At 70.6% G+C, this 15,283-nt stretch carries 15 protein-coding genes; 5 read left to right on the top strand and 10 right to left on the bottom strand.

What is annotated here, in order from left to right:
- Positions 1-156 precede the first annotated feature (156 nt).
- Positions 157-942 (bottom strand): glucosamine-6-phosphate deaminase, encoded by a 786-nt coding sequence (gene nagB / locus ACFV8T_RS20750; protein ID WP_385329335.1) that lies wholly within the window; start codon positions 940-942, stop codon positions 157-159.
- A 196-nt stretch (positions 943-1,138) separates the two neighbouring features.
- Between nagB and ACFV8T_RS20755 the strand changes: the two genes are divergently transcribed.
- Both ACFV8T_RS20755 and ACFV8T_RS20760 read left to right on the top strand, forming a co-directional pair.
- Complete coding sequence (locus tag ACFV8T_RS20755) at positions 1,139-2,209, top strand: SIS domain-containing protein (RefSeq protein WP_385329338.1); 1,071 nt, start codon at positions 1,139-1,141, stop codon at positions 2,207-2,209.
- Between the two features lie 364 nt (positions 2,210-2,573).
- Positions 2,574-4,040, top strand: a complete 1,467-nt coding sequence (locus ACFV8T_RS20760) for a PAS domain-containing sensor histidine kinase (RefSeq protein ID WP_266425420.1) — start codon at positions 2,574-2,576, stop codon at positions 4,038-4,040.
- Positions 4,041-4,259: 219 nt separating this feature from the next.
- On the opposite strand, the gene ACFV8T_RS20765 is transcribed toward ACFV8T_RS20760, so the two are convergent.
- Both ACFV8T_RS20765 and ACFV8T_RS20770 read right to left on the bottom strand, forming a co-directional pair.
- Positions 4,260-4,517 (bottom strand): WhiB family transcriptional regulator, encoded by a 258-nt coding sequence (locus ACFV8T_RS20765; protein WP_003953983.1) that lies wholly within the window; start codon positions 4,515-4,517, stop codon positions 4,260-4,262.
- A 319-nt stretch (positions 4,518-4,836) separates the two neighbouring features.
- Positions 4,837-5,805, bottom strand: a complete 969-nt coding sequence (locus ACFV8T_RS20770) for a diacylglycerol/lipid kinase family protein (protein WP_385329340.1) — start codon at positions 5,803-5,805, stop codon at positions 4,837-4,839.
- 162 nt (positions 5,806-5,967) lie between these two features.
- On the opposite strand from ACFV8T_RS20770, the gene ACFV8T_RS20775 reads away from it, so the two are divergent.
- Positions 5,968-6,423 (top strand): hypothetical protein, encoded by a 456-nt coding sequence (locus ACFV8T_RS20775; protein WP_385329343.1) that lies wholly within the window; start codon positions 5,968-5,970, stop codon positions 6,421-6,423.
- Between the two features lie 90 nt (positions 6,424-6,513).
- Here ACFV8T_RS20775 and ACFV8T_RS20780 read toward each other — a convergent pair whose 3' ends face one another.
- The 3 genes from ACFV8T_RS20780 to ACFV8T_RS20790 all read right to left on the bottom strand — a co-directional run bounded on the left by ACFV8T_RS20780 (position 6,514) and on the right by ACFV8T_RS20790 (position 8,368).
- The gene (locus ACFV8T_RS20780) at positions 6,514-7,467 is read right to left on the bottom strand and encodes an RNA polymerase sigma factor SigF (protein ID WP_371095424.1); all 954 of its coding nucleotides are present in this window, start codon (positions 7,465-7,467) and stop codon (positions 6,514-6,516) included.
- Entirely contained in the window at positions 7,464-7,877 is a 414-nt protein-coding gene (locus ACFV8T_RS20785) for an anti-sigma regulatory factor (protein WP_072483809.1), read from the bottom strand. The genes ACFV8T_RS20780 and ACFV8T_RS20785 overlap by 4 nt, the downstream gene beginning before the upstream one ends.
- A 230-nt stretch (positions 7,878-8,107) precedes the next feature.
- Positions 8,108-8,368: a UBP-type zinc finger domain-containing protein gene (locus ACFV8T_RS20790; protein WP_385329345.1), complete on the bottom strand. Its 261-nt coding sequence runs from the start codon at positions 8,366-8,368 to the stop codon at positions 8,108-8,110.
- A 57-nt stretch (positions 8,369-8,425) separates the two neighbouring features.
- On the opposite strand from ACFV8T_RS20790, the gene ACFV8T_RS20795 reads away from it, so the two are divergent.
- Positions 8,426-10,030 carry a Na+/H+ antiporter gene (locus ACFV8T_RS20795; RefSeq protein WP_385329348.1) on the top strand — a complete coding sequence of 535 codons (1,605 nt, stop codon included), beginning with the start codon at positions 8,426-8,428 and terminating at the stop codon, positions 10,028-10,030.
- On the opposite strand, the gene ACFV8T_RS20800 is transcribed toward ACFV8T_RS20795, so the two are convergent.
- The 4 genes from ACFV8T_RS20800 to ACFV8T_RS20815 form a co-directional block, all read right to left on the bottom strand.
- Positions 10,003-10,920 carry a 1-aminocyclopropane-1-carboxylate deaminase/D-cysteine desulfhydrase gene (locus tag ACFV8T_RS20800; protein WP_385329351.1) on the bottom strand — a complete coding sequence of 306 codons (918 nt, stop codon included), beginning with the start codon at positions 10,918-10,920 and terminating at the stop codon, positions 10,003-10,005. The genes ACFV8T_RS20795 and ACFV8T_RS20800 overlap by 28 nt on opposite strands.
- Before the next feature lie 33 nt (positions 10,921-10,953).
- Positions 10,954-11,544 carry an N-acetylmuramoyl-L-alanine amidase gene (locus ACFV8T_RS20805; RefSeq protein WP_385329354.1) on the bottom strand — a complete coding sequence of 197 codons (591 nt, stop codon included), beginning with the start codon at positions 11,542-11,544 and terminating at the stop codon, positions 10,954-10,956.
- Between the two features lie 137 nt (positions 11,545-11,681).
- Positions 11,682-12,878, bottom strand: a complete 1,197-nt coding sequence (locus ACFV8T_RS20810) for a globin domain-containing protein (RefSeq protein WP_385329357.1) — start codon at positions 12,876-12,878, stop codon at positions 11,682-11,684.
- 136 nt (positions 12,879-13,014) lie between these two features.
- Positions 13,015-13,464, bottom strand: coding sequence for an RrF2 family transcriptional regulator (locus tag ACFV8T_RS20815; RefSeq protein ID WP_385329359.1), 450 nt, complete (start codon positions 13,462-13,464; stop codon positions 13,015-13,017).
- Positions 13,465-13,640: 176 nt separating this feature from the next.
- On the opposite strand from ACFV8T_RS20815, the gene ACFV8T_RS20820 reads away from it, so the two are divergent.
- The gene (locus tag ACFV8T_RS20820) at positions 13,641-15,047 is read left to right on the top strand and encodes a family 2B encapsulin nanocompartment shell protein (protein WP_385329362.1); all 1,407 of its coding nucleotides are present in this window, start codon (positions 13,641-13,643) and stop codon (positions 15,045-15,047) included.
- Positions 15,048-15,283: the final 236 nt, after the last annotated feature.

Consider the following 15,283-nt stretch of genomic DNA (forward strand, 5'->3'; position numbering starts at 1 on the left):
CCGGGGGGGGGGGGGGGGGGGGGTGGGGGGGGGGGGGGGGTGGGGGGGGGGGGGGGTGGGGGCCCCCCCCCCCCCCCCCCCCGGGCCGCGACGGCATACGAGAGGGCCGGGGCACCCACCACGGGTGCCCCGGCCCTCTCCACGTGTCCGGGACGGCTACAGCCCCTGCCACGACGGCTTCGCCGCGTACGTGGCGCGGAAGTAGTCCGCCAGCTTCAGCTTGGACGCCGCGGCCTCGTCGACCACCACCGTCGCGTGCGGATGCAGCTGGAGCGCCGACGCGGGCACGATCGAGGCGACCGGCCCCTCCACCGTCTGCGCCACGGCGTCCGCCTTGCCCTCGCCGGTGGCCAGCAGGATCGGGTGACGGGACTCCAGGATGGTGCCGATGCCCTGGGTGATCACGTGGTGCGGCACCTGTGCGATGTCGTTGTCGAAGAAGCGCGCGTTGTCGATCCGGGTCTGCTCGGTCAGCGTCTTGATCCGGGTACGGGAGGCGAGCGAGGAGCACGGCTCGTTGAAGCCTATGTGCCCGTCGGTGCCGATGCCGAGGAGCTGCAGATCCACCCCGCCGGCCTCGGCGAGCGCCCGGTCGTACGCCAGGCAGGCCGCCCGGACGTCCTCGGCGGAGCCGTCGGGGCCCATGAAGGACGCCTCGGACAGGCCGAGCGGTTCGACGACCTCGCGCAGCACCACGGAGCGGTAGGACTCGGGGTGGCCCGCGGGCAGCCCGACGTACTCGTCGAGCTGGCAGATGCGGGCACGCGAGGAGTCGACGGCACCGGAGCGGACCTTGGCCGCCAGCGCCTGGTAGATGGGCAGCGGGGTCGAGCCGGTGGCAACGCCGAGAAGGGCGTCGGGCTTGCGGCTCAGGAGGGCGCCGATGGCCTCCGCGATGAGTTCGCCGCCTGCCTTGGCGTCCGGGACGATGACAACTTCCACGCGGGGCCTGCCGATCTGAAGAGTTGAGTCAGGTGGTATAGACCAATCGGTCTCCAATCTAGCAGACCCCGGCAACGCGGGCACGGGGAATGTGCCCGTCCCGGACGCGGTCCGCTGGCGGCTGTCCGGTCCTGCGTGGTCGACTGGTCCGGACGGCGCCGCCGACGCACCGGGACCCCGCTGGGAGGCACTCGACATGTCCGCCACATCTCCGGCCGAGGAGAGCGAGCAGCCGGGCAGGATCATGTCCGGCGAGATGGCCGAGCAGCCCGTGATGCTCCGGCGCATCCTCGACCGGGGCGCCCCCGGGATCCGTGAGGTGGCCGCGGCCGTCGCGGCGAGGAAGCCGCGCTTCGTCCTGCTCACCGCCCGTGGCACCTCTGACAACGCCGCGCTGTATGCCAAGTACCTGCTGGAGATCCGGCTCGGCCTGCCCTGCGGTCTCGCCTCGATGTCGACCACCACCGCGTACGGCGCGAAGCCGGACCTCAGGGACGTCCTCGTCATCACCGTCAGTCAGTCCGGCGGCTCGCCCGACCTGGTGGCCTCCACCAGGGCGGCGCGCGAGGCCGGTGCGATCACCCTGGCCGTCACCAACAACCGGGACTCGCCGCTGTCCGCCGTCTCCGAGTACCACATCGACATCCTGGCCGGCCCGGAGAAGGCCCTCCCGGCCACCAAGACGTACACCGCCTCGCTCCTGTCCCTCTACCTCTTCGTGGAGGGGCTGGCCGGCGGCGACGGCTCGGCGGCCGAGGTCCTGCCGGAGCGGGCCGAGGAGATCCTGGCCCGCAAGGACGAGGTCAGGGCCCTGGCGTCGCGCTACCGCTTCGCCGAGCGCATGGTCATCACCTCCCGCGGCTACGGCTACCCCACCGCCAAGGAAGCCGCCCTGAAGCTGATGGAGACCAGTTACATCCCGGCTCTCTCGTACTCGGGCGCCGACCTGCTGCACGGCCCGCTCGCCATGGTCGACAACATCTCCCCGGTGATCGCCGTGGTCACCGACGGCCGGGGCGGCGAGGCGCTCCAACCGGTCCTGGACCGGCTGCGCGGACGCGGCGCGGACCTCTTCGTGGTCGGCCCGAAGGCCCAGGTGGAGGCGGCGTCCGCGGGCTTCGTGCTGCCGACGGCCGGGGTCGCCGAGGAGCTCCAGCCGGTCCTGGAGATCCTGCCGCTGCAGATGCTGGCGTACGAGGTGACGATCGCCCGGGGCCAGGACCCGGACGCGCCCCGCGCCCTGGCCAAGGTCACCGAGACCCGCTGAACGCGGCGAACGGCCCCGGGAACACCCGCGGGCCACGGCGCCGGGACGGGACCCTCAGCCCGTCCGGCACCGCAGCCCGGAGTAAGACCGGCCATCACGGACGGTCTGTTCGGCCGGCGGTGTGCGGTGCCCCCGGCCGGGGAGAGGTACCGACGCGGTCAGGGCAGAGAGCGCGGTACCTCGATCCGCCCTCCTGTGCGGGGAGAGCGGAAGATCTGTCTTCAGCATTGTGGACTAGACCATTCACCCGTGTCCATCCATAGGAGAGCCGCAATTTTCCGGCCTCCTCCCTCTGCACGCGCGGCCGGGCCGTTCGGTTCGGAACCACTGCCCATCCGCGGGTACGCTCGCACACGTGCCCTCCATGAACGACCTCGTCCGCCAGCACACAGCCCTCAGCGACACCGACCTGGAGTGGCTGCATCTGCTGGTCTCGGAGTGGCAGCTGCTCTCCGACCTGTCCTTCGCCGACCTCGTGCTCTGGGTCCCCACCCGCGACGGCACCCGCTATGTGTCCGTGGCACAGATGCGCCCCAACACCGGCCCCACCTCCTACCAGGACGACATGGTCGGGCACCTGGTGCCGCGCGGCCGGCGTCCGCTGCTGGACGCGGCGCTGGACGAGGGCCGGATCGTGCGCGAGGGCGACCCGGAGTGGCGCGAGGAGGTGCCGGTACGGGTCGAGTCGATCCCCGTACGCAGGGAGGGCCGGGTCCTCGGGGTCATCGCCCGCAACACCAACCTCCTCACCGTCCGGACCCCGTCCAGGCTGGAGCTCACCTACCTCCAGTCGGCCTCCGACCTGGCCCAGATGATCGCCGCCGGGTCCTTCCCCTTCCCCGGCCAGCAGGTCGACATGGATGCCTCGCCGCGCGTCGGCGACGGGCTGATCCGGCTGGACGCCGACGGAGTCGTCCAGTACGCCAGCCCCAACGGCCTGTCCGCCTACCACCGGCTCGGCCTCGCCTCCGACCTGGTCGGCCAGCACCTGGGCGGGATCACCGCCGAACTCGCCCCTTCCCGGGGCCCGGTGGACGAGGCCCTGGTCAAGCTGGCCAGCGGCTACGCCCCCCGGGAGTTCGAAGTCGAGTGCGCGGGCGGGGTGATCCAGCTCCGGGCGATCCCGCTCAAACCCAAGGGCGTCCGCATCGGCTCCCTGGTCCTGCTCCGGGACGTCACCGAACTCCGCCGTCGCGAACGTGAGTTGATCACCAAGGACGCCACCATCCGGGAGATCCACCACCGGGTGAAGAACAACCTCCAGACCGTTGCCGCCCTGTTGCGGCTCCAGGCCCGGCGGATGGACTCCGTACGGGGCCGCGAGGCGCTCAACGAGGCGGTACGGCGCGTCGGTTCGATCGCCATCGTCCATGAGACGCTGTCCCAGAATCTGGACGAGCGGGTGGAGTTCGACGAGATCGCCGACCGCGTCATCGCGATGGTCGCCGAGATCTCACCGGGCAAGGTCACCTGCCGCCGGACGGGACGCTTCGGCATCCTCGACGCCGAAGTGGCCACGCCGCTGGCGATGGTGCTCACGGAAGTCCTGCAGAACGCCCTGGAACACGCCTTCACGCTCGCCGAGTCCGGCACGGTGGAGGTGTCCGCGGTGCGCGGCGGCTCCTCCGCCGGGACGCGGCTGCTGATCACGGTCCAGGACGACGGATGCGGTCTGCCCGAGGGATTCGACCCGCAGCGCGCCGGCAATCTGGGGCTGCAGATCGTCCGGACGCTGGTGGAAGGCGAGTTGGGCGGAACCTTCGGCATGGTCCCGGCCCCCGAGCGCGGCACCCAGGTCGTGCTCGACATCCCGGTCCGGTCCGAGAAGTAGCCCTTCCGGTCCGCCTGTTCGTCCGTTCGCCCGCGTGGACGGACGGGCGGCGGCATGAACGCGGCCACGAACACAGCAGTGAGCCCGGACCGTTGTCACGGTCCGGGCTCACTGTTCATGCATGCGCTTCGGGGGTACTGCGCGCTGCGACTCGGGGGGCGGGGTTGTGCGTACGCTCTGTACGCGCCGCCTGGCTGAGGCTCGTAGCGGTGGCGTCGGTCAGGCGCTGGCGTTACGCGCCCGGTTGCGAGCGGCACGGCGCTTCATCGCGCGGCGCTCGTCCTCGCTGAGGCCACCCCAGACGCCGGAGTCCTGGCCGGACTCGAGCGCCCACTGCAGGCACTGCTCCATGACGGGGCAGCGACGGCAGACGGCCTTGGCTTCCTCGATCTGCAGCAGCGCAGGACCGGTGTTGCCGATGGGGAAGAACAGCTCGGGGTCTTCCTCACGACAAACGGCGTTGTGACGCCAGTCCATGGCTGCTACCTCTCCTTGGTATTACATACTGGTGCTTGTGAATGTGAACGCTTTCACGAATCCCCCCGCGGATGACGGGCCGACGCCCAGATGAACTGGTTGTGGTCCTGTGCAGTGAGGAGGGGTTCTGGCTTTCAGTGGAGGCCGGTGTTGCGGGCCGTCCCGATCGCCATGTAGAGATTCGCAAACCTCGGCGGCGGATACAACCCCTTCTGGAAACTTTTTTTTGATTCCTCGGTGTCGACTAGGTCACAGCCGTACTTCTATGGGGTGGATCCCAGCCCAAACGTTCGAGTTAAAGGACTTTGGTCCCTTCCACTCACACAATCACACGCAGTGCACGGCGTACGCCTGTGAACGTCACACTTCTGCGCACTCCCAGGTGGTCGCCGTCCATCTGGAAAGGCAGTGGAACCTTTGAATGCAAGGTGAAGTCCGTGAGGTCATGAAGTGAAACGGCGTGCTTGCCGGACGGGCCCTTCTCCGGACTCGAAGTGAGCAGCTGGGTGCCGTAACGAGCGACCGCCGGAGTGGAGAGCCGCTTCAGTCCGAGCACGTCCAGGCCGGTGTCGAAAGTGGCCTTCGGGGACGCGTACAACGGACGATTGCCCAGGTAGGACCAGGGTGCGGTATTGGAAATTATGGACAGTGCCAGGTCGGTGACCGGTTCCTGCCCGGGGGTCTCCAGGGTCATCACGCCCTGTCTGCGGTGCGGCTCGTCGAGGAATTGCCGGACCACCTGGCGTACATAGAGCGCGTGCGTGGAACGCTTGCCGCGTTCGCGTTGCTGTTCGACCCGGCCGACCACGCCCGCGTCGAATCCGAGTCCGGCGCAGAAGGTGAACCAGCGCTCCGGGACCGACTCGTCCTCGGTGCCGGGGGTGCCGGCCGCCAGTCCGAGCCCGACCGTGCGTTCGGTCCGGTTGGCGAGCGCGTCCAGGATCGCGCCGGTCGCCTCCACCGCGTCGTTGGGCAGGCCCAGGGCGCGCGCGAAGACATTGGTGGAGCCGCCGGGAACCACCGCGAGGCTCGGCAGGCGATCCAGATCGGGGCCGTTGTGGAGGAGACCGTTGACGACCTCGTTGACCGTGCCGTCGCCGCCCAGGGCGACCACCAGATCGATGTCGTCGGCATCCGCGGCGCGCCGCCCCAGATCCCGGGCGTGGCCCCGGTATTCCGTGGTCACGGCCTCCAGCTTCATCTCGCTGGCCAGCGCGTGGATGAGCACGTCACGCGTCCGCGCACTGGTGGTGGTAGCAGCTGGATTGACCACGAGGAGTGCGCGCATGACCGCCAGACTACCTACCGCGCGGTATCACTCTGAAGTCCCGCCCCATGACATTCACGCTCGGTGACGACCCGGGTGCTGCGGGGCGGGCCGGCCGTCCGTTCCCGTACCGATTCCGACCCCGGCTTCGCTTCCGCGGCGCCGGGATGCCAACCTGCAAGGGTGAGTACTCAGCAGAACACGCCCGCCTCGTCGCCCTCGCCGAGGCTCGAACCGGCGAAGCCGAGCAGGATCACTCTCGTTGCCGCACTCACCGCCCTGGAAGGGGCGGCGCTGGCCATCGGCGGGATCTGCATGCTGGTCATGGGCCTGCTCGGACGCCCCGAGAGCCCGCAGCAGGCGGAGATGGGCGGCCTGACGCTGATCGCGCTCGCCCTGATCCCGTTGTTCGCCGCCCGTGGTCTGCTGCGGCGGCGCAGCTGGAGCCGAGGCCCCGCGCTCATCACGCAGATCATCGCGCTCCCGGTGGCCTGGACGCTGCTGAGGTCGCACGGCGTGCTGATCCCGGCCGGGATCGTTCTCGCCGCGGTGACGCTGACGGCGCTCTACCAGCTGGTCAGGCCGACGACCATCGAGGCACTCGGCATCCGCCGGCCGGGCACCACGCCGGAGGGCTGAGCCGGCCGCCCGCTGTCCGGGCGGAGCGGCACGGCTCCACCGGACGGCCGCGGGCACGGGAGGGCCCGCGCCCGCGAGCGGCCCTGCCCGCTACTCCTCGACGAGCAGCCGCTCGCGCAGCTGCGCGAGCGTGCGGGCCAGCAGCCGCGAGACGTGCATCTGCGAGATGCCGACCTCCTGCGCGATCTGCGACTGGGTCATGTTGCCGAAGAAGCGCAGCAGCAGAATCCGCTTCTCGCGCGGCGGCAGGTCCTCCAGCAGCGGCTTGAGCGACTCCCGGTACTCGACGCCCTCCAGCGCCTCGTCCTCGGAACCCAGCGTGTCCGCGACCGCGGGGGACTCGTCGTCCGTGTCCGGCACGTCCAGCGAGAGCGTGCTGTACGCGTTCGCCGATTCCAGGCCCTCCAGGACCTCTTCCTCGGAGATGCCCAGCCGCTCCGCCAGCTCGTGGACCGTCGGCGAGCGGCCGTGCTGCTGGGAGAGCTCGGCGGTGGCCGTGGTCAGCGACAGCCGCAGCTCCTGGAGCCGGCGCGGCACCCGGACCGCCCAGCCCTTGTCACGGAAGTGGCGCTTGATCTCGCCGACGACCGTCGGAGTCGCGTACGTCGAGAACTCGACGCCGCGGTCCGGGTCGAACCGGTCCACCGACTTGATCAGGCCGATCGTGGCGACCTGGGTCAGGTCGTCCAGCGGCTCGCCGCGATTGCGGAACCGGCGGGCCAGATGCTCCACGAGCGGCAGATGCATCCGCACCAGCCGATTGCGCAGCTCCGCCTTCTCGGGCGACCCGTCGGGCAGCGCGCGCAGTTCGATGAACAGCGCCCGCGCCCCGCTGCGGTCGTGTGGATCGTGGTGCCCGTGCTCGCTCATCTGGCCTGCCCGCTCCGCCTGCGACTGCTCCACCGCGACCGTACGGCCCACAGGCCCGTCCGCCCCGTCCACCGGATGGGGCAGGGCCTGCTGTTCCGGGATGCCTGCTGCGCGCACCACCCCTGGTCGCATCGTTTCGTCCCGCACAGGACCGTCCCCGTTCCCGTTGCTCACGCCGGCCCGGGTCCCGCGCCGCGCTGTTTGTAGAGGCTGATGCTGACCGTACGGTCGTCGGCCACCGAGGAGTCGACCTTCCCGGCCAGTGCGGAGAGCACCGTCCAGGCGAAGGTGTCGCGCTCCGGTGCCCGTCCGTCCGTCGTGGGGGCGGCCACCGTGACCTCGAGAGAATCCTCGACGAGCCGGAAGACGCAGCTGAGGACGGAGCCCGGCACGGCCTGCTGAAGCAGGATCGCGCAGGCCTCGTCGACCGCGATGCGAAGATCCTCGATCTCGTCGAGAGTGAAGTCCAAGCGTGCTGCGAGACCGGCCGTGGCCGTACGCAGCACCGACAGGTAGGCACCCGCAGCGGGCAGCCGGACCTCTACGAAGTCCTGATTCCCGGGCTCGCCTGCGATCTGGGACACCCTCACCTCCAAGGTGGCACAAACTCTTTCGAGGATCCGGGAAGGGTGCCCCGGAGCCATGTGGTACGTCTTCGGTTCTGGTCCGCGACGCTATCGCGACCCATGATGCCGTGTCGCCAGAGCCCCAGCCCATGGCTGTCACTCATGGTAAACCCACGAGTACACACAGTGGCTAGGGGTCTGCGGCGGTCAATTACGAACAACCGGCGCCGGTTTGACGTACCCAGACGTCAGACGATCGAACCGTCCTCGAAGCACCAGCGCCAGCTCTCGCCGGGCTCGAAGCTCCGCATCACCGGATGACCGGTCTCCTTGTAGTGCCCCGTGGCGTGCTGCAGGGGTGACGAATCGCAGCAGCCGACATGGCCGCAGACCAGGCAGAGCCGCAGCTGCACGGGGTGGGTGCCGGCCGCGAGGCAGCCCGGACAGGTCCCGCTGAGCGGGGCCGGTTCGGGGCGCGGCAGACCGGACACGTGAGGGCAGTCACTCATGATTGTCAGGTTACGACGGATGCGTGGACCGTGAAATGCGGATGCGAGGACCGTGGAATGGACGTATTGCCGCTGGTAGGACTGGTCGCGGCCAGTGCGGCGGTCGCGGGGGCGGCCCGCCGCACACCGGTGCCGGCCCCGCTGCTGCTCGTCGCCGTGGGCCTGATCGCCTCCTATCTGCCCGGGGTGCCCGCCTACACCCTGGACGCGCACGTCGTGCTGCCGCTGCTGCTGCCGCCGCTGCTCTACACGGCGGCCGTCGACAGCTCGTACCTCGATCTGCGGGCCAATCTGCGGCCGGTCGCGCTGCTCTCGGTCGGTTACGTCCTGTTCGCGACCGTCGCGGTCGGCTGGCTGGCGTACCGCCTGGTGCCCGACCTGCCGCTCACCGCCGCGCTGGTGCTCGGCGCGGTCGTCGCCCCGCCGGACGCGGTCACGGCCGCCGCGATCGCGCGCCGGGTCGGGCTGCCCGGCCGGGTCACGACGGTCCTGCAGGGCGAGTCCCTGGTGAACGACGCCACCGCGATCACCGCGTACAAGGTGGCGCTCGCCGCCGCCGTGGGCGAGGGCATCAGCTGGGGCGCGGGGATCGGCGAGTTCTTCCTCGCCGCGGTCGGCGGCGTCGTGGTCGGCCTGGCGCTGATGGTGCCGCTGCACTGGCTCCGCACCCACCTCAAAGAGGCGCTGCTGCAGAACACGCTGTCACTGCTGATCCCCTTCGTGGCGTACGCGGCGGCCGAACGCGTGCACGCCTCCGGGGTGCTCGCCGTGGTCGTCGTGGCGCTCTATCTGGGGCACCGGTCCTGGCAGGTGGACTTCGCGACCCGGCTCCAGGAGGCGGCGGTCTGGAAGATGGTCGCGTTCATCCTGGAGTCCGCGGTCTTCGCGCTGATCGGGCTCCAGCTGCCCTTCGTGCTGAAGGGGCTCGGCGCGTACGCCGTGGGCGAAGCCGCCCGGTACGCGGTGCTCGTCTTCCTCGCCGTGGTCGTGGTCCGCTTCATCTGGGTCTACCCGGCGACGTATCTGCCCCGGTGGCTGTCGAAACGGATCAGGGAACGCGAGCCCGACACCAACTGGACGGCGCCGCTGATCGTCGGCTGGGCCGGGATGCGCGGGGTCGTCTCGCTCGCCATCGCCTTCTCCATCCCGTTCGCCATGTCCGACGGGAGACCCTTCCCGGCCCGCAACCTGGTGCTGTTCCTGACGTTCACCACCGTCATCGGCACCCTGGTCGTCCAGGGGCTCAGCCTGCCGCTGCTGGTGCGGGTCCTGAAGCTCCCGGGGCGCGACGCGAAGGCCGAGACGCTGGCCGAGGCGCAGGCCCAGAGCGAGGCCTCCGTGGCCGCCGAGGCACGGCTGGAGGAGCTGCTCTCCGATGACCGCAACCAGCTGCCGGGACCCCTCGCCGACCGGCTGCGCACCGTTCTGGAGCGCCGCCGCAACGCCGTGTGGGAGCGGCTGGGTGCGGCCAATCCGGTGACCGGGGAGTCGGCGGACGACACCTACCGGCGCCTGGCCAGGGAGATGATCGACGCCGAGCGCTCGGTCTTCGTGACGCTGCGGGACGAGCGGCGGATCGACGACGAGATGCTGCGGACGCTGCTCAGACGGCTCGACCTGGAGGAGGCGGCGGCCTACCGGGAGGAGTCGGGGGCTCCTTGAGGGCTGCCCGTGACGACCGCCGCGACCGTGGTTCCCGCAGGGAACGCACCCTCCTCGGCCAGTTCGGTGAGCGCGTACAGCAGCTTGGCGACGTAGAGCCGCTCGACGGGCAGGCCGTGCCGCCGCTCGAAGTCCTCGGCGAAGGCGTGCAGGGCCGGGGTCGTACGGGCGTAGCCGCCGAAGTGGAAGCGTTCGTCCAGGGACCACGACCCGGCCGGGCCGCCGAAGGCCTCCTCCTGCAGTTCCCGCACCGCTTCCCCGAGGAAGCCGCCGCGCAGCACCGGGACGCCGAGCGCCCGCTGCCCCGGCGCGAGGCCGGCGGCGAGACCGGCGAGGGTGCCCCCGGTGCCGCAGGCCACCGCGACCACATCGGCCCGGCCGCGCAACTCGCGCCCCAGCTCTGTACAGCCCTGTGCGGCCAGGGCGTTGCTGCCGCCCTCCGGGATGACACAGCACTCCCCGAAGGCGCTCAGCAGCCCCGCCAGGACCTCTGGATCACCCTTCGCGCGGTAGGTCGCGCGGTCCATGAAGTGCAGGGTCATCCCGTCGGCGGCGCACCGGGCGAGCGAGGGGTTCAGCGGGCGGCCGGCCAGCTCGTCACCGCGCACGACCCCGACGGTGGGGAAGCCGAGCAGCCGGCCGGCCGCGGCGGTGGCCCGCAGATGGTTGGAGTAGGCGCCGCCGAAGGTCAGCACGGTGCGCCCGGCGGCGGCCCGCAGGTTGAGGGAGAGCTTTCGCCACTTGTTGCCGGGCAGGCCGGGGTGGATGAGATCGTCGCGCTTGAGCAGCAGCCGTACGCCGTGGCGTGCGAAGCGCTCGTCCTCGACCGGCCGCAGGGGCGAGGGGAGCACCGGCCGCAGCCGGGAGAGGTCGAGAGCTTCGGAGGGCATGCCGCAATTGTCGCCGGGCCGGGCGGGCACCGGTCACTTGAGGCGCTCGTGGATCCGGGACCGCATGGAGTCCATCGTGAAGCCGCGCGGGTCGACCTTGCCCGGCTGCCACTCCTTGTGTCCGATCACCGAGCGGGAGCCCCAGTCGTGGTGACGGCAGATCGCGGCGGCGGTCTTCTCGATGGCTTCGAGCTGGACATCGGGCCAGGGGTCCTTGCCGTCGCCGAGGTTCTCGCACTCGAAGCCGTAGAAGTGCCTGTTCCCGTCGGTATTGGCCTCGTTGTCGCCCGGGAGGCGCTTCTCGGCGACGACGGCGCGCAGTACGTCGTCGTCGCCGAGTCCGGCGTGGTTGGCGCGGCCGTAGCCGACCAGATGGACCCGGCCGTCCTTGGCGATCACGCCGTGGCAGAGCGGGCCGGGCAGATCCGGGTAGCCGTCACGGCAGATGCGCACGGTGGACTCGGTGCCCTCGGTGACCGTGTGGTGGATCATCACGCCGTTGACCGGGCCCCAGGGGCCCTTGTGGTCGCGGTTGTGGGTACGCCAGTCACCGACCTGGACGACGGTGAGCCCTTCGTCCATCAGGACTTCCAGGAACCTGCTCGCGGACATGGGGGAGGACATGGCCGTCTCCTTCGTACGTGAGGGGAACCAGCCTTGATCCGCTTTTACTGGAATGTCGCTCTCCGAACCATCCCTTCGGCGGCTGTTCGGGCTGTGTGCGATCCGATCCGGTCAACTCCGCGAGCAGTGGGCCGGATTCAGTCCTGTGCCAGCCACATGTCGGGGCCGAACACCTCGTAGTGGATGTCGGTCGCCGGGATGCCCTTGGCCAGCAACTGGGTGCGTACGGCGCGCATGAACGGCAGGGGGCCGCAGAGATAGGCGTGGGTGCCGGGGGCGACGGCGAGGCCGCTCAGATCGACCCGGCCGGTGCGGTCGGCGGGGTGGCCGGCCTCGGGGTCCTCGTACCAGAAGTGGGCGGCGGCGTCGGGGAGTTTGCCGGTGAGCAGGGCGTGGTCGGCGCGCATCGCGTGGGTGGCGGGGGAGCGGTCGCCGTGCACGACGGTGACCGGGGCGCGGTGGCCGGTCGCCGCGAGGTGTTCCAGCATCGACAGCATCGGGGTGCAGCCGATGCCCGCGGAGGCGAGCAGGAGCGGTGCGTCGGCGGAGTCGAGCACGAGATCGCCGTACGGGGCGGAGACCCGCAGCACGTCACCGGCCGCCACCTCGGTGTGCAGATGGCGGGAGACCTCGCCGTCGGGCGAGCCGCCGCCGTGCACCCGCTTGACGGTGATCGAGCGGAGCCGCGAGCCGGGGGCGCTGGAGAGGCTGTACTGGCGTATCTGGCGGGCCCCGTCGGGGAGTTCCACCTGTACGGAGACGTACTGGCCGGGCCGGAAGGCGGGCGCGGGCGCTCCGTCGGCCGGGCGGAGCTGGAAGGTGGCGACGTCGGCGGTCTCCTCGATCCGGGCGGCCACCTCCCACGCGCGCCACACGTCGCCGGCGACGACGCCCTGCTGTGCGTACAGCCGCTCCTCGATCGAGATCAGGGCGCCGGCCATCAGCCAGTAGACCTCGTCCCAGGCCGCTGCGACCTCCGGGGTGACCGCGTCGCCGAGCACCTCGGCGATGGCGGCGAACAGGTGGGTGTGCACGACGTCGTACTGGGCGGCGGTGACGCCGAGCGAGGCGTGCTTGTGCGCGATCCGGCCGAGCATCACGTCGGGGCGGGTGTCCGGGTGCTCGATCAGCTGGGTCGCGAAGGCGGCGATGGAGCCCGCGAGGGCCTGCCGCTGGGCGCCGGACGCCTGGTTGCCGCGGTTGAAGAGGTCGCGCAGCAGCTCGGGGTGGGCGTCGAAGAGCTTGCGGTAGAAGAGGTCGGCGATGTCTCCGACGGCCGCGCCCACGGCGGGGAGGGTGGCACGGACGGTGGCGGTCGACGTCTCGGAGAGCATCGGGACTCCTTGGATTTTAATTGGTATTTGAGATTCGTATTTTTGACCAGTGTGGAACCGGCAGCGCGAAGCGGGGCGGCGCGAATCCGGGTGGAGTGAGGCCGGGCGTGGGGCCCGTGGTGCGGTCGGTGGCGGCTCAGCCGGTGTCCGGGCGGCCGCGGCTGATGCCGATCAGCAGCGGTCCGGTGGGGGATGCGACGAGTTCGGTGATGGTGAGCGGATCGAGGGCGGCGTAGAAGGCCTCCTCCGCGCGGCGCAGGGCGCCGCGCAGCCGGCAGGCCGAGCGCAGCGGGCAGGGGGTGGTGCCCTCGCAGTCGACGACGTCGCCGGGCCCCTCCAGCTCCCGGACGAGCTGGCCGATCGAGGCGGAACGGCCCGCTCCGGTGAGGCTGAGTCCGCCGCCGCGGCCCCGTCGCGCCTCGATGAGGCCGAGGTGCTGGAGTCTGGCGACGACCTTGGCCGTGTGGGTGTACGGCACCTGCATGGTGGCCGCCACCTCCCGGGTGGTCGGCGGGTCCTCGTTCTCCGCGACGGCGAGGCGCATCAGTACGCGCAGCGCCACGTCGGTGAATCTCGTCAGCCGCATGACGACCACCGTAGATAAGTTGCATCAAGGATGCAAATTAAAGTGTCGCGCGGGTATCGCTGTGCGTGGTGCCCAGCCCAAAGCCGATTAATCACACTCTTTTGTGTAATGGCGTGGGTGCTCTCTGTGCTGAAAGGCTCCTTCTCGCAGGTCAGCCGAAATCGAGAGGACCACAGATGTCCGTTGGTGAAGAGGTTCAGAACGCGTCGGTGCCGCCGCAGCAGAGTCTGGGGACGGCAGCGGCGCGGAACCTCGCGACGACCACCAAGTCCGCCCCGCAGATGCAGGAGATCACCTCGCGGTGGCTGCTGAAGATGCTGCCGTGGGTGCAGGTGCAAGGTGGTACCTACCGGGTGAACCGCAGGCTGAGCTACTCGGTCGGGGACGGCAGGGTGACCTTTGTGCAGACCGGTGACCGGGTCGCGGTCATCCCCGCCGAGCTCGGAGAGCTCCCCGCCCTGCGGGACTTCGGCGACGAGGAGGTGCTGGGCGAGCTCGCCCGGCGGTGCGAACAGCGCGAGATCGCGGCGGGACAGGTACTGGCCGCGTCGGGGGACGCGGCGGACAGCGTCTACCTCCTGGCGCACGGCAAGGTCGAGAGGGTCGGCACCGGCCCCTACGGGGACGAGACGGTGCTCGGGGTCCATGCCGACGGGGCCTACTTCGGGGACCAGGCCCTGGTCGACGGCGACGCCGTCTGGGAGTACACGGCCCGTGCCGTCACCGCCTGCACGGTGCTGAGGCTGAGCCGGGCGGACGTGCTGAACCTCGCCGAGCGCGCGGACTCGCTCCGCGAACATCTCGCCGGACTGCTCAGCATCCCGGAGCAGCGCACCAACAAGTACGGCGAGGCCGCGATCGACCTCTCCGCCGGCCATGTCGGCGAAGCCGTCGTCCCGCACACGTACGTCGATTACGACGCGGCGCCGCGGGAGTACGAACTGAGCGTCGCCCAGACCGTGCTGAAGGTCCACAGCCGGGTCGCCGACCTCTACAACCAGCCGATGAACCAGACCGAGCAGCAGTTGCGGCTCACGGTCGAGGCGCTGCGCGAGCGCCAGGAGCACGAGCTGATCAACAACCGCGAGTTCGGGCTGCTCAACAACTGCGACTACGGGCAGCGCCTCCAGCCGCACGACGGTGTGCCCAGCCCCGACGACATGGACGAGCTGCTCTCGCGCCGCCGCGGCTCGAAGCTCTTCCTCGCCCACCCGAGGGCCATCGCCGCATTCGGCCGCGAGTGCAACAGGCGCGGCCTGGTGCCGGAGAGCGTCGACATCGGCGGACACCATGTGCCGGCCTGGCGGGGGGTGCCGATCTTCCCGTCCAACAAGATCCCGATCACCGACGCCCGGACCACGTCGATCATCTGCATGAGGACGGGTGAGGCCGAGCAGGGCGTCATCGGACTCCAGCAGTCCGGCATCCCCGACGAGATCGAGCCCAGCCTCTCGGTCCGCTTCATGGGGATCGACGAGCAGGCGATCATCTCCTACCTGGTGACGGCCTACTACTCCGCGGCCATCCTCGTGCCGGACGCCCTGGGCGTACTGGAAAACGTCGAGGTCAGCCGCTGGCGGTAGCCCCTCGGGGGCCCGGACGACGATGTCCGGGCCCCGTCAATCTCCGCCACCGGGCAGCCGTGCCCGGGGCGGCCTCGGGAGGACGCCCCAGTGAAGACCCACCACGCACCCCAACCACCGACACCCCGGGCCCCGGGCGACAACGCCCCACCCGTCGGTGCCCCGGCCGCCCCCGCGACGCAGGGCGCCGACGACCCGCCCGTCCCCGCGGCGCAGGGCCAGGAGGCCGAGGTCCT

Source organism: Streptomyces sp. NPDC059832 (genome assembly GCF_042731715.1).
Taxonomy (GTDB): Bacteria; Actinomycetota; Actinomycetes; order Streptomycetales; family Streptomycetaceae; genus Streptomyces.

What these genes read in the sequence shown, in the direction of transcription:
- ACFV8T_RS20810 (WP_385329357.1), bottom strand. Translation starts at nt 12,878, where the DNA reads ATGCTCTCCGAGACGTCGACCGCCACCGTCCGTGCCACCCTCCCCGCC.
- ACFV8T_RS20805 (WP_385329354.1), bottom strand. Translation starts at nt 11,544, where the DNA reads ATGTCCTCCCCCATGTCCGCGAGCAGGTTCCTGGAAGTCCTGATGGAC.
- ACFV8T_RS20815 (WP_385329359.1), bottom strand. Translation starts at nt 13,464, where the DNA reads ATGCGGCTGACGAGATTCACCGACGTGGCGCTGCGCGTACTGATGCGC.
- ACFV8T_RS20820 (WP_385329362.1), top strand. Translation starts at nt 13,641, where the DNA reads ATGTCCGTTGGTGAAGAGGTTCAGAACGCGTCGGTGCCGCCGCAGCAG.
- ACFV8T_RS20755 (WP_385329338.1), top strand. Translation starts at nt 1,139, where the DNA reads ATGTCCGCCACATCTCCGGCCGAGGAGAGCGAGCAGCCGGGCAGGATC.
- ACFV8T_RS20795 (WP_385329348.1), top strand. Translation starts at nt 8,426, where the DNA reads ATGGACGTATTGCCGCTGGTAGGACTGGTCGCGGCCAGTGCGGCGGTC.
- ACFV8T_RS20765 (WP_003953983.1), bottom strand. Translation starts at nt 4,517, where the DNA reads ATGGACTGGCGTCACAACGCCGTTTGTCGTGAGGAAGACCCCGAGCTG.
- ACFV8T_RS20800 (WP_385329351.1), bottom strand. Translation starts at nt 10,920, where the DNA reads ATGCCCTCCGAAGCTCTCGACCTCTCCCGGCTGCGGCCGGTGCTCCCC.
- ACFV8T_RS20790 (WP_385329345.1), bottom strand. Translation starts at nt 8,368, where the DNA reads ATGAGTGACTGCCCTCACGTGTCCGGTCTGCCGCGCCCCGAACCGGCC.
- ACFV8T_RS20770 (WP_385329340.1), bottom strand. Translation starts at nt 5,805, where the DNA reads ATGCGCGCACTCCTCGTGGTCAATCCAGCTGCTACCACCACCAGTGCG.
- ACFV8T_RS20760 (WP_266425420.1), top strand. Translation starts at nt 2,574, where the DNA reads ATGAACGACCTCGTCCGCCAGCACACAGCCCTCAGCGACACCGACCTG.